The 19,737-nt window shown below is 60.9% G+C and carries 22 protein-coding genes; 10 read left to right on the top strand and 12 right to left on the bottom strand.

The genetic code is table 11. From position 1 onward, the window contains the following. Nucleotides 1–247: 247 nt before the first annotated feature. The 4 genes from FXV83_RS03145 to FXV83_RS03135 all read left to right on the top strand — a co-directional run bounded on the left by FXV83_RS03145 (nt 248) and on the right by FXV83_RS03135 (nt 3,648). Nucleotides 248–1,438 carry an NADH-quinone oxidoreductase subunit D gene (locus FXV83_RS03145; RefSeq protein ID WP_148737675.1) on the top strand — a complete coding sequence of 397 codons (1,191 nt, stop codon included), beginning with the start codon at nt 248–250 and terminating at the stop codon, nt 1,436–1,438. A gap of 21 nt (nt 1,439–1,459) precedes the next feature. Beyond that, nucleotides 1,460–1,597: a hypothetical protein gene (locus FXV83_RS42390; protein WP_187435619.1), complete on the top strand. Its 138-nt coding sequence runs from the start codon at nt 1,460–1,462 to the stop codon at nt 1,595–1,597. A 144-nt stretch (nt 1,598–1,741) separates the two neighbouring features. Next, nucleotides 1,742–2,947, top strand: a complete 1,206-nt coding sequence (locus FXV83_RS03140; protein WP_148737673.1) for a S1C family serine protease — start codon at nt 1,742–1,744, stop codon at nt 2,945–2,947. Nucleotides 2,948–3,036: 89 nt separating this feature from the next. Then, nucleotides 3,037–3,648, top strand: a complete 612-nt coding sequence (locus tag FXV83_RS03135) for a YbhB/YbcL family Raf kinase inhibitor-like protein (protein WP_347341026.1) — start codon at nt 3,037–3,039, stop codon at nt 3,646–3,648. 25 nt (nt 3,649–3,673) lie between these two features. Here FXV83_RS03135 and FXV83_RS03130 read toward each other — a convergent pair whose 3' ends face one another. Continuing rightward, nucleotides 3,674–3,961: a DUF4167 domain-containing protein gene (locus FXV83_RS03130; protein ID WP_148737671.1), complete on the bottom strand. Its 288-nt coding sequence runs from the start codon at nt 3,959–3,961 to the stop codon at nt 3,674–3,676. 277 nt (nt 3,962–4,238) lie between these two features. Here FXV83_RS03130 and FXV83_RS03125 point away from each other — a divergent pair, with 277 nt between their 5' ends. Further along, a complete protein-coding gene (locus FXV83_RS03125) occupies nt 4,239–4,799 on the top strand; it encodes a NuoB/complex I 20 kDa subunit family protein (protein WP_148737669.1) in 561 nt (186 codons plus the stop codon). Between the two features lie 38 nt (nt 4,800–4,837). Here the strand turns inward: FXV83_RS03125 and FXV83_RS03120 are convergent, their stop codons facing one another. Next, the gene (locus FXV83_RS03120) at nt 4,838–5,242 is read right to left on the bottom strand and encodes a hypothetical protein (RefSeq protein ID WP_148737667.1); all 405 of its coding nucleotides are present in this window, start codon (nt 5,240–5,242) and stop codon (nt 4,838–4,840) included. Nucleotides 5,243–5,549: 307 nt separating this feature from the next. Here FXV83_RS03120 and FXV83_RS03115 point away from each other — a divergent pair, with 307 nt between their 5' ends. Then, entirely contained in the window at nt 5,550–6,002 is a 453-nt protein-coding gene (locus tag FXV83_RS03115) for a DUF2267 domain-containing protein (protein ID WP_148737982.1), read from the top strand. 206 nt (nt 6,003–6,208) lie between these two features. On the opposite strand, the gene FXV83_RS03110 is transcribed toward FXV83_RS03115, so the two are convergent. Beyond that, nucleotides 6,209–6,502, bottom strand: a complete 294-nt coding sequence (locus FXV83_RS03110) for a hypothetical protein (protein WP_148737665.1) — start codon at nt 6,500–6,502, stop codon at nt 6,209–6,211. Between the two features lie 154 nt (nt 6,503–6,656). Between FXV83_RS03110 and FXV83_RS43850 the strand changes: the two genes are divergently transcribed. Both FXV83_RS43850 and FXV83_RS03100 read left to right on the top strand, forming a co-directional pair. Next, the gene (locus tag FXV83_RS43850; protein WP_235939298.1) at nt 6,657–6,947 is read left to right on the top strand and encodes a hypothetical protein; all 291 of its coding nucleotides are present in this window, start codon (nt 6,657–6,659) and stop codon (nt 6,945–6,947) included. Then, on the top strand, nt 6,947–7,900 hold the full coding sequence (locus tag FXV83_RS03100; RefSeq protein ID WP_148737663.1) for a ribose-phosphate diphosphokinase: 954 nt from the start codon (nt 6,947–6,949) through the stop codon (nt 7,898–7,900). The genes FXV83_RS43850 and FXV83_RS03100 overlap by 1 nt, the downstream gene beginning before the upstream one ends. Before the next feature lie 38 nt (nt 7,901–7,938). Here FXV83_RS03100 and FXV83_RS42385 read toward each other — a convergent pair whose 3' ends face one another. Both FXV83_RS42385 and FXV83_RS45110 read right to left on the bottom strand, forming a co-directional pair. Then, nucleotides 7,939–8,106 carry a hypothetical protein gene (locus FXV83_RS42385; protein WP_187435618.1) on the bottom strand — a complete coding sequence of 56 codons (168 nt, stop codon included), beginning with the start codon at nt 8,104–8,106 and terminating at the stop codon, nt 7,939–7,941. A 226-nt stretch (nt 8,107–8,332) separates the two neighbouring features. Then, the gene (locus FXV83_RS45110) at nt 8,333–9,661 is read right to left on the bottom strand and encodes a phosphoribosyltransferase family protein (RefSeq protein WP_347341025.1); all 1,329 of its coding nucleotides are present in this window, start codon (nt 9,659–9,661) and stop codon (nt 8,333–8,335) included. Nucleotides 9,662–10,563: 902 nt separating this feature from the next. Here FXV83_RS45110 and FXV83_RS03085 point away from each other — a divergent pair. Next, entirely contained in the window at nt 10,564–10,845 is a 282-nt protein-coding gene (locus FXV83_RS03085; RefSeq protein WP_235939297.1) for a hypothetical protein, read from the top strand. Nucleotides 10,846–11,326: 481 nt separating this feature from the next. On the opposite strand, the gene FXV83_RS03080 is transcribed toward FXV83_RS03085, so the two are convergent. The 7 genes from FXV83_RS03080 to dctP all read right to left on the bottom strand — a co-directional run bounded on the left by FXV83_RS03080 (nt 11,327) and on the right by dctP (nt 18,881). Further along, nucleotides 11,327–11,521, bottom strand: a complete 195-nt coding sequence (locus FXV83_RS03080) for a hypothetical protein (RefSeq protein WP_148737661.1) — start codon at nt 11,519–11,521, stop codon at nt 11,327–11,329. A 12-nt stretch (nt 11,522–11,533) separates the two neighbouring features. Beyond that, complete coding sequence (gene zigA, locus FXV83_RS03075; protein WP_148737659.1) at nt 11,534–12,739, bottom strand: zinc metallochaperone GTPase ZigA; 1,206 nt, start codon at nt 12,737–12,739, stop codon at nt 11,534–11,536. A 269-nt stretch (nt 12,740–13,008) separates the two neighbouring features. Continuing rightward, nucleotides 13,009–14,532: a malonate--CoA ligase gene (locus FXV83_RS03070; RefSeq protein WP_148737657.1), complete on the bottom strand. Its 1,524-nt coding sequence runs from the start codon at nt 14,530–14,532 to the stop codon at nt 13,009–13,011. Next, a complete protein-coding gene (locus tag FXV83_RS03065) occupies nt 14,529–15,938 on the bottom strand; it encodes a malonyl-CoA decarboxylase (RefSeq protein ID WP_148737655.1) in 1,410 nt (469 codons plus the stop codon). The genes FXV83_RS03070 and FXV83_RS03065 overlap by 4 nt, the downstream gene beginning before the upstream one ends. Nucleotides 15,939–15,955: 17 nt before the next feature. Then, nucleotides 15,956–17,311 carry a TRAP transporter large permease gene (locus FXV83_RS03060; protein WP_148737653.1) on the bottom strand — a complete coding sequence of 452 codons (1,356 nt, stop codon included), beginning with the start codon at nt 17,309–17,311 and terminating at the stop codon, nt 15,956–15,958. Next, nucleotides 17,308–17,865: a TRAP transporter small permease gene (locus FXV83_RS03055; protein WP_148737651.1), complete on the bottom strand. Its 558-nt coding sequence runs from the start codon at nt 17,863–17,865 to the stop codon at nt 17,308–17,310. The genes FXV83_RS03060 and FXV83_RS03055 overlap by 4 nt, the downstream gene beginning before the upstream one ends. Beyond that, nucleotides 17,862–18,881, bottom strand: coding sequence for a TRAP transporter substrate-binding protein DctP (dctP, locus tag FXV83_RS03050; protein ID WP_148737649.1), 1,020 nt, complete (start codon nt 18,879–18,881; stop codon nt 17,862–17,864). The genes FXV83_RS03055 and dctP overlap by 4 nt, the downstream gene beginning before the upstream one ends. Before the next feature lie 122 nt (nt 18,882–19,003). Here dctP and FXV83_RS03045 point away from each other — a divergent pair, with 122 nt between their 5' ends. Next, the gene (locus tag FXV83_RS03045) at nt 19,004–19,687 is read left to right on the top strand and encodes a GntR family transcriptional regulator (protein ID WP_148737647.1); all 684 of its coding nucleotides are present in this window, start codon (nt 19,004–19,006) and stop codon (nt 19,685–19,687) included. The last annotated feature ends 50 nt before the right edge of the window (nt 19,688–19,737 follow it).

Below are 19,737 nucleotides of genomic sequence, written 5' to 3'. Positions count from 1 at the left end.
CTATCAAACCGCCATCCCGTCACTGATTTCCAGAAAGCGCGCGGCATATCACGTCTCGCCTGGCGGTCGCCGGGGGCGTTAGGAACAACCAATGCCTGGGGATGTTTGGCGCTTCGCGGGTCGAAGAGTGCGGGCCCGCCGGCCCGGGGCTGTTGCGCCGACAGCCTTTGCGCCTGCCAAGGGTCCGGACAGCCGCATGAGTTCGGCGATCGGCTGAGCTGCCGGCGCATAAACCCTAAGTTTGCCCATGGAACAAGACGGCCTTCGCAATTTCACCATTAATTTCGGACCGCAGCATCCGGCGGCCCATGGTGTTCTTCGGCTGGTATTGGAACTTGACGGTGAGGTTGTCCGGCGGGTCGATCCTCATATAGGGCTGCTTCACCGCGGAACCGAAAAGTTGATCGAAAACAAGACCTATCTGCAGGCGATCGGGTATTTCGATCGCCTCGACTATGTCGCACCGATGAACCAGGAGCATGCGTTCTGCCTCGCCGCGGAGAGATTGCTTGGCCTCGAAGTGCCGCGTCGCGGCCAACTGATCCGCGTGCTGTTCTGCGAAATCGGACGCCTGCTTTCGCATCTTCTCAACATCACGACCCAAGCTATGGATGTCGGCGCCCTCACGCCGCCGCTGTGGGGATTTGAAGAGCGTGAGAAACTCATGGTGTTTTACGAACGAGCGTCTGGCGCGCGCATGCACGCAAATTACTTCCGGATCGGCGGCGTGCATCAGGATCTTCCCCCGAAGCTGATTGACGACATTGAAGCCTTTTGTGATCCGTTCCTTCGCGTAGTGGACGACCTGGATCGGCTGTTGACGCCAAACCGCATCTTCAAGCAGCGCAATGTGGACGTCGGGAAAGTGACGCTGAAGGAAGCTTGGGAGTGGGGCTTTTCCGGCGTCATGGTGCGTGGTTCCGGCGCCGCTTGGGACCTGCGCAAGGCGCAGCCCTATGAGTGCTACCCGGAAATGGAATTCGACATTCCGATCGGCAAAAATGGTGACTGCTACGACCGTTATCTGATCCGCATGGAAGAAATGCGCCAGTCGGTGCGCATCATGCGACAGTGCATCACAAAGCTGCGCGCTTCCGACGGACAGGGTCCGGTTGCGGTGCAGGACAATAAGGTCTTTCCCCCGCGGCGCGGCGAGATGAAGCGCTCGATGGAGGCCCTGATCCATCACTTCAAGCTTTATACAGAGGGGTTTCGCGTGCCGGCCGGCGAGATCTATGCGGCAGTGGAAGCCCCCAAGGGCGAGTTCGGCGTCTACCTGGTCTCCGATGGCACGAACCAACCCTATAAGTGCAAGATCCGCGCCCCCTCGTTCGCGCACCTGCAGGCGATGGATTTGCTCAGCCGCGGCCATTTGTTGGCGGACGTCTCGGCAATCATCGGTTCGCTGGACATCGTGTTTGGTGAAATCGATCGATGAAATTGCGAATGGGAGGCCGCCATGCAGCCGATCCGGATCGACGACCCGCCAATTATCTTTCCAGTTGCAATCGTCGAGCCCGAACCCGAAAAGCAGCCCGAGAATGGAGTGGAACTAGCCTTCAGACAGATCGTTGCGTTCACGATTGCCGAGGGATGACTGCAGGGAGCGCCGGACGCTCCATAAAAGCGCCGACGCCCATAAACGATCGATATCCACAAACGCGTAAGCTTGTACGCAACAAAACTGCGGTTCGAGCAGAAGCCGCAATCAAAGCCGGCAAGCAGTGGAAGGGAAGCGGAAATGACTCATACGAAACGACCTTTCAGCTGCCGTCGGGCGTCCATGATTGGCGGCGCGATCGCGTCCACGATCTTGTCGGTTGCGACTAGCGAGGCGGCACTGGCCATCAATCCCGCACAACAGGCCCTATCCCTGGGCGTGCCCGTGAACTTCATACGCCAGATTGCGGATCGTGGGAGCAATGTTGGACCGGGTAACTTCGCAGATCTCGCCGAAAAAGTTGTACCGGCCGTGGTAGCGGTCAGCTCCAAAGCTCCGACGTCCAGTTTCTTGCCCGATCAATCGTTCGAATTCGGTCGGCCCGACGAGGAGTCGCCGCCGGATGCCCGTGGTACCGCTCCAAAAGCGAGACGCACGGTCTCGATTGGATCTGGCTTTTTCATCTCTCCTGACGGTTATGCCGTAACCAACAGTCACCTCGTGGAAGCCAGTGATACGGCGGAGATCCGTACCAATGACAAGAAGACCTATTCCGCGAAAGTGGTGGGAAAGGATTCTTTGAGCGACATCGCTTTGATCAAGGTCGACGGTCGCAACGACTTCAGCTACGTGCAACTCGCCGATCAACCGCCGCGCGCCGGCGACTGGGTGCTGACCGCCGGCAATACGTTCGGGCTCGGAGGCTCGGTCACGGCCGGCATTGTTTCGGCGCGCGAGCGCAATATCGAGACTGGTTCTGCGCAGGAATTCATCCAGATCGATGCGCCGATCAACCAGGGCGATTCTGGCGGTCCGACCTTTGACACAAGCGGCAAAGTCATCGGCGTCAACAGCATGATCATTTCGCCTTCCGGCGGCTCAGTAGGCGTTGCGTTCGCGATTCCCGCCGAGGCCGTTAAGACGGTGATACCGCAACTGAAAGACAAGGGCACGGTAACGCGCGGGTGGATGGGCGTTGAGGTTCAATCGGTCACTGCGGAGCTTGCCGACAGCCTGGGCGGAAGCGATCTCCACGGCGCGATCGTGGCAGGCGTTCAAGAGAATGGTCCCGCGGCGAAGGCAGGATTAAGGACCGGGGACGTGATTACGTCGGTAAATGGTGAGCAAATCAAGAACGCGAGTGAATTGACCAAGAAGGTCCATGCGACGGCGCCGGGCTCTCGGATTCAGATTGCTAGGCTTAGACAAGGACAAGTGAACTCATTGAGCGTGACCGTGGGCCAGCTGTCCAATGAACCCAAGGTCTTCCCGAGCATCCCAAGATAGCGGGATTGCAGTCCGACGCCACTCACATGATCCGCGCGGTCCAATAGCGAAGGAATGCCCGCCGCGAGCCGAGGTGGCAAGCAGGGGAAGTGCTTCGCCGCGCAAGTGATCGACGGCGCAAATATCAGGCGGTGCAAGTATTCAGGCGGTGCAAGTATCAAGTATCAGGCAGTGCAAGTATCAGGAGAACGCAGATGACGTTCAGCTTGAAAAGCTCGGCATTCGGCGACGGCGGCCGAATTCCCGCGAAATACACGCCGGATGAAGATGACCTGTCACCCCCGCTGGAGTGGTCGGATCCGCCGGTGGGAACCAAAAGCTTTGCCCTTGTTGTTGAGGATCCGGACGCGCCATCCGGCACTTTTCATCATTGGGGTCTTTACAACATCATGGGCGAACGCACGTTGCTCCCGGAGGGAATCGGCCACGGCGCCAAGACCAATGCCAAGACCAATGCCAAGACCAGCGCCAAGACCAAAACGGAGAGGCTCGGAAAAGGCATCAATGATTTCGGCGAGCCGCGATACCACGGGCCCGCCCCGCCGAAGGGACACGGAACCCATCACTACCACTTCAAGCTGGCGGCGCTGGATGTCGAATCGCTTTCGCGGGCTCCCGAGATGTCCGTAGCCGATATCTGGAAGTCGGCTGAAAAGCACATGCTCGGGCAGGCCGAACTCATCGGCATCTATAGTCGGTGAGGCAAACGGCGGCGGTTTCCGGCCACTAAGAGCGGCCACCAGAAGATGCAGCCGCGCCATCATCGCGCATTAATCGCAGATAGTGATCCGCGTGTTGAAAGTAATTCTCCGCGGCAATCCGGTCGCCCTTCAACGCCTCGGCGCGGGCTAGCGCCAGATAGCGTTCGTAGTGTCTTTGTGCATTTCGGGACGAACTGGTCCCGACGCTGTTGCGGGCGTGCTTGGCCTTCCGCATTTGGGGATTGCGAGGCATTTTGATATTGAGGCGCGGCTCAACCGCCACCCCCCTGCGTTCAGAAGCTATCATGTCCATCCATAAGTCGCCCGGCGCAAGCCGCACGACGCTCTTCCAAAGGTGATTGGGTGCAGTCGTGGATTTTAGGGCGATCGAACATCGTCGTCGCCGAAGCTTGCCCTCGCGAGGGCCGAAGCGATCCAAATCAACTGCCAACCTCATATAGGAAACTGAGCCGGCAATTCAAGTTGCGTCCAGCTCGAGGGACCGCTTCGTGTTCGCGAGAAATAGCGCACACGAAACGAACGGTGCTGCTGCCTGCGCGTTGGTTGAACGGAGCCATACAGGAGAGGGCATGGACCGTCCGTTGATCGTGCCCGCCGGCAGAGGGGTCCTGGACCCCGGAACCGGCAAACCAATGAGCGATGAGTTTTTCGGCGCCGTCAGGGGTGATCTCGCCGACAAGGGCTTCTTCGTCACCGCGGCCGACGACCTCATCACCTGGGCGCGAAGCGGCTCGTTGATGTGGATGACGTTTGGGCTCGCCTGCTGCGCGATCGAAATGATGCAAATGGCGATGCCGCACTATGACGCAGAGCGCTTCGGATTTGCGCCGCGTGCCAGCCCAAGGCAGTCGGATGTCATGATCGTGGCCGGCACGTTGTGCAACAAAATGGCGCCTGCGCTGCGCAAGGTCTATGACCAGATGCCGGAACCTCGATATGTGATCTCGATGGGATCATGCGCCAATGGAGGAGGGTACTATCACTACTCCTATTCGGTGACCCGCGGATGCGACCGCATTGTTCCCGTGGATATCTACGTGCCCGGTTGTCCTCCGACTGCAGAAGCGCTCCTTTACGGTGTGATGCTCCTGCAAAAGAAGATCCGCCGGACCGGAACAATCGAGCGTTGAGCTCGAGCAAGATGCAAGCGGAGACCAGTCGGCTGCGCTCAGCTCAAGGCGAATACGATGCCCAGCGCGATGAGGCCGAGCGCCATCGCCGCGAGGGGTAACAACATGTCGATGGCAGCATCACTGTTTTTGAGCCTGCTTTGCCAGACTTGGGTCGACCCCTCCATCCATTTCCCGAAGCCCTTGTTGGTCCTCAGCGTCGGTGGTCGTGCCTGACCTGTGCGCCATACCCTCCAAAGAAGGTAGGGAAGCAACACCGCAACGAGCATCAGCACGCTCACTATACCGAGGGGAAGTTCGATATCGCTTCGCCGATCGAAGGCCAGCCAGGCTGCTATGACGAAAAGAGCCACAAATCCGATTGCAGCTTTGTAGACTAACGGATGGAGTCCCGAGGGGTTTTCCGGCGAGCGTTCGCCGCGCTGCGCGAGATGCTTATTCATTTCCGTTCTCCAGTTCAATATTGAGAACAGATGCCGCCGGCGCAACGGCGCATCGGCATGTGTGTTAATGGACCTCATCGTGCAGAGGTTTCATGAAAGATGGCTGGCCTCATTAAAGATGAGTAATGAACCCTCGCGCCGATGGAACTGACTGGGCGGCAATCGTGTCGGACTCACTCGGGTCCGCGCGGGGACCTGAAGAACCCGCCAGCGTTACCGCACGCGCTATCAATCGCCCAACAATCGAGAACCGATGATCGCGAACGACGTTGTTCGTCTAGCTACCGTCAAGCCAAAGGACGCTATCATGAGTGCGACAGGTCTCGATGTATTCGACAGAACGATCCACCTTACAAACACCTGGCTGGATGAGATGATGACAACGTTGCCGCATGACAAACAGCTTGCATGGCATGCGTTGGGAACGGTGCTTCGAACCATTCGTGATCGGATCCCGGTCAATCTTGCCGCACACCTGGGTGCCCAACTTCCGTTGCTAATCCGTGGCCTCTACTACGATCAGTGGCGGCCGAGTGAAGTCCCGAAAGACTGGCGTTCTGCCGCCGAGTTTCTCGGGATCATTTCGGCAGAATTGAGTTCGTTGCGGCCAATCGGCGCGGGCGATGCGGCGCAAGCAACGTTCCGGGTCTTGAATCATCATCTTGATCCAAATCAGGTCGAGAAGGTCCGCCATGCGTTGCCTGAAGAGGTGCGGGCTCTCTGGGTAGTCGATCATCAGCAAGGACGATCTGCTGCGTGATCGCAACGATATCATTCGGTGAATGTGCTTTGCCGACTGCTGCAGCGCCGCCTTACGAAAGATGACAGCGCTGCCGGCGCGATGCGCTCAGCGCTCCAGCGTCCGAGCGGATTGATCTCCGGCGAGAAGTTCCCGCAGGCGGCCCGCCGAGTTCTCAAGTCTGGCTCGGCGGTGCCGGTCCGTTGAATGGCCGCATCAAGCGACGACTACCAGTCTGGGCCGATTCCAAAGCTGAAGCCCGGCCCATGAACACCGATACCTGGCCGGTGATAGTAACGATCGTAGTAATCGTATCTCCGCGGTCCGTAATAGTAGTCGTCTCCAATAATCACGCGGCGATCGCCTCTGGTGTGCCAGCATCGACCGGTGTCATCACAAACAAGCCGTGCCTGATGAAGCAGAGGCGAACTGTTTCCGATTTGAAAGTCGTCAGCAGCATAGGCGCTCGATGTGATGAGCGCACCCGCGCCGGCGAGCAGTATCAGGATCAGCTTTCTCATCTCTGTCTCCTCTGACTGCAAGCCCCAACAGACGAACGCCTCAGCCAAATCACCGTTCCATGAAGTGGCGATCGGAACTGACGCTTGTCTTGGCCAACTCTTCTCTTGGCCAACTCTTCGCAAGGATTGCCTCGTCCAGGGATCGGATCTTGCCATGAATGGTTATCCTTTTAGGTCTTACGACAGACGCCAAGACGCGAGCCTCGTATCGAAGGAAGTGCTTGAGGTTCCGTGCTGGAACATCTTGCAACGGTTGGTGCAGATGCTTGATACGCAGAATACGACGCATTCGCGTGCAAATGAGGGTACCCGAAGCTATCCCGCCGAGAAGGCGCGGCAGGGCGAGATCATCCTGCGCAAGCCGTGGATGCGTGTGGTTTTCATTGCCGGACTTGTGGGCTGCCTGCTTCTGGTTCTGGGCATTCGCATCGCAGCGGGGCTCTGATGCATACGCCGGTGATCTTCGGTTGTGAGGCCAGCCGTCCCGAAGCGGAAAGAATCGCCGGATGCCTGGGTACCAGCTTGGCTGAACATGAAGAAAGGGCATTTGAGGACGGCGAGCGCAGGATGAGGCCGCTGGCAGACACACGCGGGCGGGATGCACTCATTATCCAGTCGTTACATGACGGGCCATCGCGCAGCGTGCACGACAAGCTCTGCGATGTCTTGCTCTTGGCGGGCGCTCTGAAGGATTCAGGCGCGGCGCGCGTGATCTTGATCGCGCCCTATCTTTGCTACGCGCGGCAGGACCGGCGCACGAAACCGGGAGAGGCACTGTCGTTGCGGTATATTGCTCAACTCATCGAAGCCGCCGGGGTCGACGCTATCGTGACGCTGGACGTGCACAATCCCGCCGCGTTCGAGAACGCATTTCGGATACCGGCGGTGAACATAGAATGTGCCCAGCTCTTCGCCACGCATTTCGGCAAAGCTCTCGCCGACCAGGATATCGAAGTCATTTCGCCTGATATTGGTGGGGTGAAGCGCGCCGAACAGTTTCGCGATGCCCTCAGCACGACCATGAATGAAGATGTCGAATTGGGCGCGCTGGGCAAACGGCGACTGGATCACATCGTCAGCGCCGAAGGGATTCCAAGCGGCGTGCGCGAACGGACCGTGGTCATCTTTGACGATATGATCGCCAGCGGCTCGACCATGCTGCGCGCCGTGAAAGCCTGCCGCCGGGGCGGCGCCGCCTATGTCATCCTGGCGGCCACACATGGCCTGTTCCTTCCCGGCGCGCAGAAGCTCGTTGCGAGCGGCTCGGTCGATCGGATCATTGTCTCGGATACGATACCACCGTTCCGTCTCGACGCCGGCTTGGTAGCGGAGAAGATCACGATCCTGTCCGCGAGCCAATCGATCGCAGATGGTATTCGCAGCATAGTCGCCGCGTAGGCGTCCTGGCCTCCGTCCCATGGTTGGCGCTTGCAGTGCTATTGCGCATTGCCGTGGCAAGTCCGCGCTCGTTCGAGCGAGTCCAACGCGGCGTCGATCTGTTCGAGCAGGCGCTGAATTTCGTCCCGCTCGCTCGGGCCGGGATTGTCCTGCAGCCGCTCCAATAGCTGTTGCTTTCGGGCAAGCAGGGTCGCAACCGTCGTCATCGGATGATATCCTCCAGCTGCACGTTGGGGGTCGTCGCATCGCGAACTTTCATTGAGTCCTCCTTTCGTTCCCCCTGCTGGAGCTACATTTGGGTTTTGCGTACCTGCCAAACGGCGAGACGCGCTTATCGTCCATTGCGCTTCGGCGACCTCATAGAGGCGGGAATCGAGTTCGCCAGTCAGATGTCCGAACTGATTCACGGCCTTGCGAAATTCCGGGAAGACATCATGGGCCCTCGTGCAAATGGCTGCTCACTCTCGAACGGCGCAACAGTTCGACCACTTCCTGATCTGAAGTCTGGCCGAAATCCCGGTAATTCAAGCCGACGGCATAGAATGGATCAGGGGTGACCAGGCAAATGATTTCGTCGGCATCAGAATTGAGATCGGCGAGGGACTCTTTTGGTGCGACCGGCACCGCCAGCACCAGGCGGCTTGGCTTTGCTTTGGCGAGCGCCTTCAGGACCGCTTTCACAGTTCCACCAGTCGCGATCCCGTCATCGACCACGATGGCTGTCCGTCCGGCAACGTCGAGCGGCGGCTCTCCATCCCGGTAGAGGTTGCGGCGGCGCTCGATCTCAGCCAACTGACGGGATGTCTCCGCCTCTAGATAGGCTTTGCCCGGCTGGACTATGCGAACGATCTCGTCATTCAAGACGACTTGCGCGTGGTCGCCGTCGACCACAGCGCCAAGTCCAAGCTCCTTGTGGCCGGGCGCACCGATCTTGCGCACCAGGGCGACGTCGAGCGGCGCGTTCAAGGCCTGCGCCACCTCGAAAGCGACGGGTACGCCGCCGCGCGGCAGCGCGAGTATCACCGGGTGTTGGTCCTTGTATTTCATGAGAAGCGGCGCGAGCCGTTGCCCAGCCTCGCGCCGATCCGCGAACACCGTATCGTCCGGCGCGCTCTGCAATGGCGAAGACAAGAATCGGCCGAACCATCGCTTGGCGTGTTGCATGACCTGCTCCAGAGTGCCGGGTTCTTCGAAGAGGTGGCTCGCTCCCGGCACAATGACGAGGTCTTTCTCGCACGAAAGCTGCTCGAAAGCGGACTGGTTGAGCGGAATCACCGGCCGGTCAGCCCCGCCCACGATCAACAGTGTCGGTGCGCTCACGGCCTGCAATGCCTCACCCGCAAGATCCGGGCGGCCGCCGCGTGAAACAACCGCTGCGACATTCTGCCCTTCGGCGGCCGCTACCAGGGCCGCGGCCGCACCCGTGCTTGCCCCGAAATAGCCGAGGGGAAGTGAACCCAATTCGGGTTGATTGCGGCTCCACTCGGCAGCTTCGGCCAGTCGGGATGCCAGCAGGCTGATGTTGAAAACATTGCGACGGTCCCGCTCTTCCTCGACCGTGAGAAGATCCAGCAAGAGGGTGGCCAGACCGGCCTGGCGAAGTCCCGCCGCCACCTGATTGTTGCGCGGGCTCATCCGGCCGCTGCCGCTGCCATGGGCGAAGATTACGATGCCGGTTGCGTTGTTGGGCACACCAAGAATGCCCGCAAGGCGGTGCTGCCCGATCGAGGCTTCGCTGAGTTGGTCTTCTCCGGTCATCATCGTCAGAACCCGAACGGATAAGTTTCTGCGGCGTCCTTGGCCGGAGCGCAACTCACCCCGCTCTTGAACGTTCCTTCGCATGAGCCGGAGGCGCTGCAGCGGGACGAAAGACCAGGGTAAAGTTCCGGCAGTCGCGGCTTGCGCGCCGCAAGCACGGTGATGCCTGAGCCCGGGCGAACAAGTCAGAGCGGCCCTCACACTTTGGCGCCTCCATCTGGAACTGAGGCACGCCCTGAACATTGGGTTCAATGGAGTTTCCGGCTGCTCACAGTTTGAGTGGGTCAGGTACGATGAGCCTTGGCTATGTGTTTCCGGCTGGAACGTTGGTACGTGGTGTTCCTCGCATGCGCCGTCGTTGTGCTGACCGCAGCGGCGGAAGCTAGGTCCGAGCAGCTTCGCGTGAGGCAATCGATTGCTGGAGACGGCCATCACATCGACCCCGGCGGTTTGTTATTCCATGGAAATTACTGTGGCCCGGGCAGCCGACCCGGAACTCGGCCCGTTGATGCTCTGGATGCTGCTTGTATGCGCCACGATGCCTGCGCGCGTTCGAATGCCCTTCCGAGCTGCGCTTGCAACGCAAGACTTCAATACGAAGCAGCATCAATCGCGCGCAATCCTGCACAACCGCCGGATATTCAGTTCTTGGCCTCCTTTACGGCAGCCGGAGCGGGCTTATTGCTGTGCCAGCCGCCTTCACAAGTTTATCGAGATCCGTTCAGCCGATCGGCGCGCGGCAATCGCTTGACAAACGGCTTCCGGACGACTGATCCATTTCGGGTAGGTGGTGACCCGAAAGATCATTATTCGATACGCTGAATCGGCGGTACGCGCGGGCCACGATCTTGCTGTCGTGTCCGTGGGACGCCTAGCCGCATCACCCTGCTGGAACCAAGTGCCATTTGGCGACTTCAGCATCCATCTGCGACATCGGCGGAGGCGAGAGGATCATGGCGACATGTGAAACCTGCGGCAATGATTATGACAAGACCTTTCAGGTCTCGATGAACGGCAAAGCGCATACGTTCGATAGCTTCGAATGCGCCATTCACGCGCTCGCGCCGACCTGCGATCATTGTGGAATCCGTATCGTCGGACACGGCCTGGAGAAGGCGGGTACCTTTTTCTGTTGCGAGCATTGCGCCCAAGGCGAGGGTGTCAAAGGCCTGCGTGATCGAATCTAGCCCGCGCCAGTGGTTGAATCGGGATCTCTGATTTTCCGGGACCGAGCGGTGGGCACCAGTGGTCGAAAAAAATCGCCCCGGACGGGAACGGTTACCAGCGCACGCCGTTGGTTAGTCAGTGAGCGGTCGACGGAATGACAAGCCAAACCGAGAGGAATGGCAAATCAAACCAAAGATCGTTTCACAAGCCCCGTCAGCTTACTTCGGTAACTGGCGGGGTTGTTTGTTTTTGCGAGACTTCAAATCACGCTGTAGTTTCCTGCACACACGTGGATCCCGCCGAGGGCTCTCGCGGGACCGTCGAGCGCGATGCAATGGCGTCTCGCGGCGAGCCACGCAGCAGAGTGGCGGACCGATTGGCGGACGCGCGGAATGGCGGGGCGGCCTGAAAGATGGGGGCGGCTCGTGGCAGCCGCCTCGCGCGGTGATGGATGTTTGCGCACGCGTCCATCACCCCGGCCGTTCGCAGCCAAGGATTTCGTCAGTCGTTGTTGACCGCGGATTTTGGAGAGGGAGTGTGACCCGAAGCTTGGCTTTCTCGGCCGGGACCATCATCCACTGGCCCAATGACCTCAGCGACCGGTGGGAATATGCTGTCGTAGATCGCGCGAGCCTCGCGAATCAGGCGCTCCCGCTCAAGCTCGGATTTCGGAACGTATCGAATGATATTGTCCATGTGCGCTCCTGCCTACGCGGCTTCATCCGCGCGTCGCCAGATCGGAAACGGGTCTGCGAGCTTGGCCCAATCCGCGACGTTCATGGCGGGTTTCCCCGGTACGAGGCACGCGTCTAGGCGATCGCGGAGCGCTTCCTCATCCATGCCAGTGCCGATGAACACAATTTCCTGGCGGCGATCGCCATAGATGTCGTTCCAGTTCTCGCGCAGCCGCGTCCGCCAGATCGGATCTTCCGGCCATCGTTCAGCCGGCACGCTCGCCCACCACGCACCAAGGGCCTGGGTGCGCGTGATCGAACCAGCCTGACTGATCTCGCCAAGCCAATGCGGGCGTGTCGCCAGCCAGAAATGTCCCTTGGCGCGAATGACGCCAGGCCAGGGCTCCTTGATGAACTTGTCGAACTTGGCGGGGTCGAACGGACGGCGGGCGCGATAGACAAAGTTCTTCACGCCGTATTCTTCGGCCTCCGGCACATGATCCGCGAAGCCGTAAAGCTCCTTGTACCAGAGCGGATGTTGCTGTGCCCTTTCGAAGTCGAACCGGCCGGTGTCAAGAATGCGATCGAAAGCCACCCGGCTGTGGTTGGCTTCGACGAGGTCCGCCTCCGGATTGAGCGCACGGATGATTTGTCGTGCCGCCTCGCGCTGCGCCGGCGATGCGTCATCGACCTTGTTGAGAACGATCACATCGGCGAACTCGATCTGCTCGACGAGCAGATCGACCAGCGTGCGGTTGTCGTTCTCCAGCGCCTCGCCACGTTGCGCGAGAAAATCGGTCGACGCGTAATCCTTGAGCAAGTTCACGGCATCGACCACGGTGACCATGGTGTCGAGGCGTGCCACGTCGGCGAGGCTCTCGCCGTCCTCGGAGCGGAAATCGAAAGTCGCCGCGACCGGGAGCGGTTCGGAAATGCCGGTCGATTCGATCAGCAGATAATCGAAACGACCATTTTCGGCGAGAGCGCGCACCTCCTTCAAGAGATCATCACGCAACGTGCAGCAGATGCAGCCGTTGGTCATCTCGACGAGCTTCTCATCGGTCCGGGACAGGTTCGCACCGCCAGCGTGAATCAGATCCGCATCGATGTTCACTTCGCTCATGTCGTTGACGATCACCGCCACCTTCAGGCCGTGCCGGTTGTTGAGGACGTGGTTCAGCAAAGTGGTCTTTCCAGCCCCGAGGAAGCCGGACAAGACGGTGACGGGGAGTTTTTGCATGGAGATTGAAGAGCCTTTTCAGGGGGATACGGCGACGAGGTGTGGGATCGGGCATTTGAACCAGTAATGTAATGTAATGTTATAACATTACATTACGTGCGTGAGCCTTCGTCAAGCCGTTTTGCGGCTCAGCTAAAATTCGTACGAATATTCACGTGATTTGCCCCGCAAGGAGCGGTCGGGGCAGGCAGCCGGACGGCAGCACGCCCGCAGCAACGCGGTCCCACAAGCTGGCGTCCGGCCGCTCGGTGTGTGCCTTCAGATGGCTTTCACTCGACCTTGGCCGAATAGAGATCGGCAAAGCGCTCGCGCAGCAGGTTCTTCTGGATCTTGCCCATGGCGTTCCGGGGCAGCGCATCCACGAAGATGATGCGTTTGGGCTGCTTGAATTTTGCCAGTCGTCCGGAAAGCGCCGCCAGGATGGCGCGTTCGTCCACCGATGAGCCGGCCTTTCGGACGACGGCAGCGGTGACGCCTTCACCAAAGTCGGCGTGCGGCACGCCGACGACCGCGCTTTCAAACACGCCTGGGATGGCGTCGATTTCCGTCTCGATCTCCTTCGGGTAGACATTGAAGCCGCCGGTGATGATGAGATCCTTGCCCCGCCCAACGATGTACAGATAGCCGTTCGCATCGAGCTTGCCGAGGTCGCCGGTGATGAAGAAGCCGTCAGCGCGAAATTCGGCAGCGGTCTTGTCCGGCATATTCCAGTAGCCTGCAAAGACGTTTGGTCCCTTAACTTCGATCATGCCGACCTCGTTCGTCGGCAGCACGGCACCGCTCTCGGGATCTGTGATGCGGACGTCGATGGCGGGCAGCGGGCGCCCGACCGACTCCGGAATACGCGGACCGTCGTAGGGATTGGAGGCGATCATGCCCGTCTCGGTCATGCCGTAGCGTTCGAGGATCTCGTGACCGGTCCTGTCGTTCCAGGCGCGGTGGGTCTCGGCCAATAGCGGCGCGGAGCCGGCGACGAACAGCCTCATATGCGCGGCCGTGCGCTCGCTCAAATTCTGGCTCTGCAGCAGGCGGACATAGAAGGTCGGCACGCCCATCAGGACGGTCGATCGCGCCATCGCCGCCACAATCCGCTCTGCGTCGAACTTCTGCATGAAGATCATTCGCGCACGTGCGGCGAATGTCACGTTGCCGGCCACGAACAGCCCGTGAATATGATAGATCGGCAGCGCGTGGATCAGCACGTCGCGTTGCGTGTAGCGCCATTGCTCGACCAGCGTCAGTGCGTTCGAGACCAGATTGCCATGCGTCAGCATCGCGCCCTTTGATCGGCCGGTCGTGCCCGATGTGTAGAGAATCGCAGCCAGATCCTCCTTCGCGCGTGGCACCGTGTCGAAATCCGCCGGAAGGCCGGCTGCGGCATCGACCAGGGATCCGTACCCGTCCTGATCGAGCGTCTCGACACGTCCGCCTGCTTTCGCGGCAATGGCGCGCAGGTCGGATGCTTCCTTGGGGTCGCACACGATCAGGCTCGGCTGCGCATCGCGGATGAAGTATTCGGTTTCGGCCGGCGTATAGGCGGTGTTGAGCGGCAGATAGACGGCACCGGAGCGGAGCGTCGCAAGATAGAGCGCGACAGCCTCGACGGATTTCTCCGCCTTGGCCGCGACACGGTGGTTCGGACCGATGCCGTGGCTTGCGAGCAAATTCGCGAACCTGCCGGTAAGCGCGGCGAGCTCCGCGTAGGTCAAGGTGGCGCCGTCGTCCTTCTCGATGCAGATGGACTGATCCGCGTGCGCGGAGCCAAGCAGGCGGTCATACAAGTTCCAGGTCATGACGAGATCTTCCGCTGAGAGTTGGTCTGTGAGCTCGGCACAAGGTCGCGCGACGACAGCTTGGCGCGGAGCGCCTTCTTTACCTTGTCGGAGGCCACGACAGCGCCGTGCTCCGCGAACGCTTCATGGTTCGCTTCGATATGGTCGAGTGCGTAGAGATAATTGACCATCAGGCCGTAGGACTGCTTGATGCCCTTGGGCGAAGCATCGCCGAGGAAATTCAGCCGCTCCAGGCGCGCGCCGTTGCCGAGATGAAAGCGGGCGACCGGATCGACCGGCTTGCCTGTCGGCAGTTTCGCCTTGAGGAAGTAATAGGCGGCGAGGGCGGTGATGGCCTCTTTTGCCTGCGCGATGTCGCCGCCGTCATCGAGCGTGGTCAGTGCACGCCTCGTGTCCTCGTCGATCGCGCTGGAGGCCTCGGTCTTGAGCTCGCGCCGGACCCAGCCGGCAAAGCCGGGAACGGGCGACAGGGTGACGAAGGTCTTCAGGTTCGGAAGCTCGCGGGCGAGGTCCTGGACCACTTGCTTGATCAGAAAATTGCCGAAGGAGACGCCGGCGAGGCCCTTTTGCGTATTCGAGATCGAGTAGAATACGGCGGTCGTGGCGTCGCGTGCCGCGATCGCCTGGCGCGATTTGTCGAGCAGCGGATTGATCGCGCCGGGAATCTCCTTCGTGAGTGCGACCTCCACAAAGATCAGCGGCTCGTCGACCAGCTGGGGATGAAAGAACGCGTAGCAGCGGCGGTCGGGCGGCTCGAGCCGGCTGCGCAGATCATCCCAGTCCTGGATGGCATGGACGGCTTCATACTTGATGATCTTTTCGAGGATGTTGGCCGACGTCGTCCAGTCGATCGGCCGCAGCACGAGGAAACCCCTGTTGAACCAGGACGAAAATAGATGGACGAAATCGTCGTCGACGGGCTGGAGTTCGGGATGCTCGCGCAGGAGCGCAAGCAGCACCTCTCGCATGCGCACGAGCGAGGCCGTCCCGCCGGGTGCCAGATTGAGGCGGCGGATGAGCTCCTGCCGGCGCGGCTCCGCCGCGGCGTGAAGCGCCTCGAGCTTGCCGCCGTCGCCGTCCTCCTTGCGCTGGTAGGCGGCGATCGCCAGCTCGATCGCGCGGCGGTCCGGCCCGAACCGGTCGGCGAGAGAGGAGAGAAACTTCAGCCGCTGCGGCGCGCCCGCCTGCTCGAAAGCCGCAAGCAGCGATTGCGCGATCGCGACGCCGGAGGCTTCGCCGCGTCGAGACAGCAGCGCCTCGCCCAGAAGCTCGAGATCACGATCCTCGCCGTCATTGCGTTCGGGCTTGATGCCAAGGACCGCACGGCCGCGTTGCGTCAAGGTGTCGATGAGCCCTTGCAGGAATTCGGGCGCCGTGATGCGTCCGGACCTTGTCTCGTTCAGCATGGTTCAGGCCTCCTCGGTTAACGCGTTGGTGCGCCCATCACCAGGTTGGGCAACGAGGTTGAGATCGAGGGCACCAGGCAAAGCAGCACTACGGCGAACGCCATCAGGAGCACGAACGGCAGCGTTCCCCAGATCACGTCCCGCAAGGGGATGTCGGGCGCGATGTTCCTGATGACGAAGATGTTGAGTCCGACGGGCGGATGGATGAGACCCATCTCCATCACGATCGTCATCACCACCCCGAACCAGATCAGGTCGAAGCCTGCGTCCTTGAGTGGGGGCAGGATGATCGGCGCGGTCATCAGGATGATCGAGACCGGCGGCAGGAAGAAGCCGAGCACGACCACCAGCACCAGGATCGCTGCCAGCAGCACCCATCGCGAGAGCTGCATGGCGACGATGGCTTGAGCCGCCCCCTGGCTGATGTGGAGATAGCTCATCACGTAGGAGTAGAGCAGCGACATGCCGATGATCAGCATCAGCATGGTCGACTCCTTCAGCGTCGATTCCAGGATCGGACCGAGATCCCGCGGGCGCCACACGCCGTAGATGGAGGCGATCAGGACCAGCGCCAGGATGCCGCCGAGGCCTGCTGTCTCCGAAGGCGTGGCATAGCCGCCATACAGCGCAACCATGACGCCGCTGAGGAGCACCACGAAGGGCAGGACCCGCGGCAGCGCGCCGAACCGCATTGCCATGGTGAAGCGCTCGTTCGAAAGAATCGGATGCTGCGCAGGGTCCGCCGCATAGGCCCGCTGCGCCGCCTTGTATTCGGCTTTGAATCTCAGCACCGCGTAGGTTGCAAACAGCACCACCAGGAGAAGGCCCGGCCCGATGCCCGCGAGGAACAGACGCCCGAGCGACTGCTCCGCCGCGACCGCATACAGGATCATCGTGATCGAGGGCGGCAGCAGGATTCCGAGCGTGCCGCCGGCTGCGATCACGCCTGCGGCAAAGCCGCCGGAATATCCCCGCTTGCGCATCTCGGGAATCCCTGCCGAGCCAATCGCCGAGCAGGTCGCCGGAGACGACCCGGCCATGGCCGCGAAGAGCGCGCAGGCAAAGACATTGGCAATGCCGAGCCCACCCGGGATGCGGCCCATCCAGACATGCAGCGCGCTGTACAGATCCTGTCCCGCCTTCGACTTGCCGATCGCAGCGCCCTTGAGAATGAAGAGCGGGATGGCCAGCAGCGTGATCGAAGCCATCTCCTCGTAGACGTTCTGCGTCACCGTATCGAGCGATGCGGAGGGCATGAAGAAGTACATGAAGATGACGGCTACGGCACCGAGCGCCAGCGCGATCGGCATGCCGGATGCCATGACGGCAAGCGTGGCGCCGCCATACATCAGTCCAACGGCAAGCGTGCTCATTTGCTGCTCCATCCATCGATCGCTGCAGCGAGTTGAAGCGCGATCTGCAGCGTCAGCAGCGTCATGCCGAGCGCCATCATGCTGTAGGGAATCCACAGAGGCGGGGCCCAGGTCGATCCCGACACCTGTCCGTCGACCCACGCCTCGTGGAACAGCGTCCACGACTTCCAGGAGAAGAAGCAGCAGAACAGCAAGCTTGTCGCGTCGACCACGAGGATGCGGATCGCGTTGCCGCGCTTGGACAGGTAACCGGTGAGGGCTTCGATGCCGATATGACCGCGGCCGGCCTGCACGAAGGCGGTGGACAGGAACGTTGCGGCGACCAGCAGGAAGACGGCCGCTTCGTCCTGCCAATAGGTTGCGGCGTTGAAGAAGTAACGCGCGGCCACGCTGTAGCTCAGAATCACGCTCGCGACGATCAGGGCAATCGAGCAGACGACGACGATGGTCTTGTTGAGCAGGGCCATAGCACGGTTGATCCGGGCCATGGCGGAACCCGGGCGCGCTGCCGTCACCACGACAGGATGGCCGAGATCGACGCCGTGCGCGCTCATGAGCCGGCCTCCATGGCAAGCTTGATCAAGCGGGCGCAGTTCTCGTTCTTGTTGGCATAATCCTTCCAGGCTGTATCGCGCGCGAGGTCCCGCCATGCCGTGACGAGCTTGGCGTCGAGATCGTGGACGGTCGCGCCGGCGGCCTGGTAGACCTTCGCTACGCGGACATCGTCCTCCACCGCCGCAGCGCGGCCGAACTCCTCGAGCTCGGCGCCGACCGACACAATGATCTCGCGCTCCTCGTTCGAAAGCCGGTCGAACACCGCCTTCGACATGACGAGGGGCTCGAGCATGAACCAGTAGCTCTTGGCCCGCCCGGTCGTGAGATGCTTGGCGAGCTCTTCCAGCCGGAACGAGGTCAGACTGGTGGACGAGGTGAGGGCGGCATCGCAAGCGCCGGTCTGCATGGCCGCGTAAAGTTCGTTGGACGGAAGCGAGAGGACCGAGGCACCGGCAGCCTGAAGCACGAGATCCATCTCGCGCGAGCCGCCGCGGATCTTCATGCCCTTGGCATCGGCGACCTCGACCAATGGACGCGCGCGGCTGGCGGCACCACCAGCCTGCCAGATCCAGGTGACGATGACGACGCCTTTGGCTGCAAGGAATTTGCTGAACTCCTGGCCGATCGGCTTGTTCTTCCAGCCGAGTCCCTCGTCGTAGCCGGTGACGAGGCCCGGCATCAGGCCGATGTTGAGTTCGGGAAGATCGCCGCCGGCGTAGGAGATCGGGATCAGGCTCATGTCGAGCGCGCCTTTGCGCATCGCCGAGAACTGCGCATTGGTCTTCATGAGCGAGGAGCCCGGATAGATCTCGGCGCTCATCGCTCCCTTGCTGCGTTCCTGGATCAGGGCCGCAAAGCGCCGGCAGAGGCGGTCGCGGAAATCGCCCTCGCTTGGGGTGCCGCCCGGAAACTGGTGCGAGATCTTCAGCGCTGTGGCCGCGTGCGCGGGTCCAAGCCGAAATAGCGCCGGTGCGGCGATCCCGAGGGCGAGGGCTTGGCGTCTTGAAACCTTCATTCCATACCTCCCGTGTTGTATTGCATTTTTTAATCTTGATATTGCATACAATCTCAACATGAACCGCATGTTGTATGGTTTGTCAAGCATGTGATATGGAATTGTAGCATCAGGTGTATACAATGAGCCAAGCCTTCAGACTGAAGCAGTCGATCGAAGACGCTGTGATGGCTGGGGAATTTCGACCGGGCGATCGCCTGGATGAGGCTTCTCTGGCCGAGCGATTCGGGGTGTCGCGGACACCGATCCGGGAGGCGCTGCTTCAGCTCGGCGCCGAGGGCTTCATCGATGTCCGCCCGCGGCGCGGGGCGATCGTCAGCGTTCCTTCACCCACCCGGCTTTTCGAAATGTTCGAGACCATGGCCGAGATCGAAAGCGCCTGCGGCCGCTTGGCCGCGCGCCGGCTCACACCGGAGAACGACGCCGCAATGGAGGCGGCGCACCGCGCGTGCGAGTTGGACGTGCGGCAAGGCGACAGCGAGCAGTACTACGCGGACAACCGCAATTTTCACGAAGCGATCTACCGCGCGAGCCGCAACAGCTTCCTGGCCGATCAAGCCTTCGCCCTGCATAAGCGCTTGAGCGCCTATCGGCGCATCCAGCTTCGCGCGCGCAACCGTCTGCTGCAATCGCTACAAGAGCACGCCGGGATTCTCGAAGCGATCCGCGCCGGCGACGAGCAGCTCGCCGCGAGCCGTCTTCACAGCCATGTATTGGTCCAGGGTGAGCGCTTCTCGGACATGGTGCTGGGGCTCACGCAGGACCGATCTGCGCCGGCAGGCACCAGGAGTGGAGCAGGCAGGTAAGAGGGGATGCCTGTGCGCGAGTTGGCGCGTCGCCCAAACAGGCAGGTCGC

This window comes from Bradyrhizobium hipponense (assembly GCF_008123965.1).
GTDB classification, from domain to species: Bacteria; Pseudomonadota; Alphaproteobacteria; order Rhizobiales; family Xanthobacteraceae; genus Bradyrhizobium; species Bradyrhizobium hipponense.
Note: the sequence above shows the minus strand (reverse complement) of the source record. Positions and strands in the feature narration are given on the sequence as shown.

Bases quoted from the DNA above. Each gene is read 5' to 3' on its own strand.
- FXV83_RS03145 (WP_148737675.1), top strand. From the start codon at position 248: ATGGAACAAGACGGCCTTCGCAATTTCACCATTAATTTCGGACCGCAG.
- FXV83_RS42390 (WP_187435619.1), top strand. From the start codon at position 1,460: ATGCAGCCGATCCGGATCGACGACCCGCCAATTATCTTTCCAGTTGCA.
- FXV83_RS03140 (WP_148737673.1), top strand. From the start codon at position 1,742: ATGACTCATACGAAACGACCTTTCAGCTGCCGTCGGGCGTCCATGATT.
- FXV83_RS03130 (WP_148737671.1), bottom strand. From the start codon at position 3,961: ATGGACATGATAGCTTCTGAACGCAGGGGGGTGGCGGTTGAGCCGCGC.
- FXV83_RS03125 (WP_148737669.1), top strand. From the start codon at position 4,239: ATGGACCGTCCGTTGATCGTGCCCGCCGGCAGAGGGGTCCTGGACCCC.
- FXV83_RS03120 (WP_148737667.1), bottom strand. From the start codon at position 5,242: ATGAATAAGCATCTCGCGCAGCGCGGCGAACGCTCGCCGGAAAACCCC.
- FXV83_RS03115 (WP_148737982.1), top strand. From the start codon at position 5,550: ATGAGTGCGACAGGTCTCGATGTATTCGACAGAACGATCCACCTTACA.
- FXV83_RS03110 (WP_148737665.1), bottom strand. From the start codon at position 6,502: ATGAGAAAGCTGATCCTGATACTGCTCGCCGGCGCGGGTGCGCTCATC.
- FXV83_RS43850 (WP_235939298.1), top strand. From the start codon at position 6,657: ATGAATGGTTATCCTTTTAGGTCTTACGACAGACGCCAAGACGCGAGC.
- FXV83_RS03100 (WP_148737663.1), top strand. From the start codon at position 6,947: ATGCATACGCCGGTGATCTTCGGTTGTGAGGCCAGCCGTCCCGAAGCG.
- FXV83_RS42385 (WP_187435618.1), bottom strand. From the start codon at position 8,106: ATGACGACGGTTGCGACCCTGCTTGCCCGAAAGCAACAGCTATTGGAG.
- FXV83_RS45110 (WP_347341025.1), bottom strand. From the start codon at position 9,661: ATGATGACCGGAGAAGACCAACTCAGCGAAGCCTCGATCGGGCAGCAC.
- FXV83_RS03080 (WP_148737661.1), bottom strand. From the start codon at position 11,521: ATGGACAATATCATTCGATACGTTCCGAAATCCGAGCTTGAGCGGGAG.
- zigA (WP_148737659.1), bottom strand. From the start codon at position 12,739: ATGCAAAAACTCCCCGTCACCGTCTTGTCCGGCTTCCTCGGGGCTGGA.
- FXV83_RS03070 (WP_148737657.1), bottom strand. From the start codon at position 14,532: ATGACCTGGAACTTGTATGACCGCCTGCTTGGCTCCGCGCACGCGGAT.
- FXV83_RS03065 (WP_148737655.1), bottom strand. From the start codon at position 15,938: ATGCTGAACGAGACAAGGTCCGGACGCATCACGGCGCCCGAATTCCTG.
- FXV83_RS03060 (WP_148737653.1), bottom strand. From the start codon at position 17,311: ATGAGCACGCTTGCCGTTGGACTGATGTATGGCGGCGCCACGCTTGCC.
- FXV83_RS03055 (WP_148737651.1), bottom strand. From the start codon at position 17,865: ATGAGCGCGCACGGCGTCGATCTCGGCCATCCTGTCGTGGTGACGGCA.
- dctP (WP_148737649.1), bottom strand. From the start codon at position 18,881: ATGAAGGTTTCAAGACGCCAAGCCCTCGCCCTCGGGATCGCCGCACCG.
- FXV83_RS03045 (WP_148737647.1), top strand. From the start codon at position 19,004: ATGAGCCAAGCCTTCAGACTGAAGCAGTCGATCGAAGACGCTGTGATG.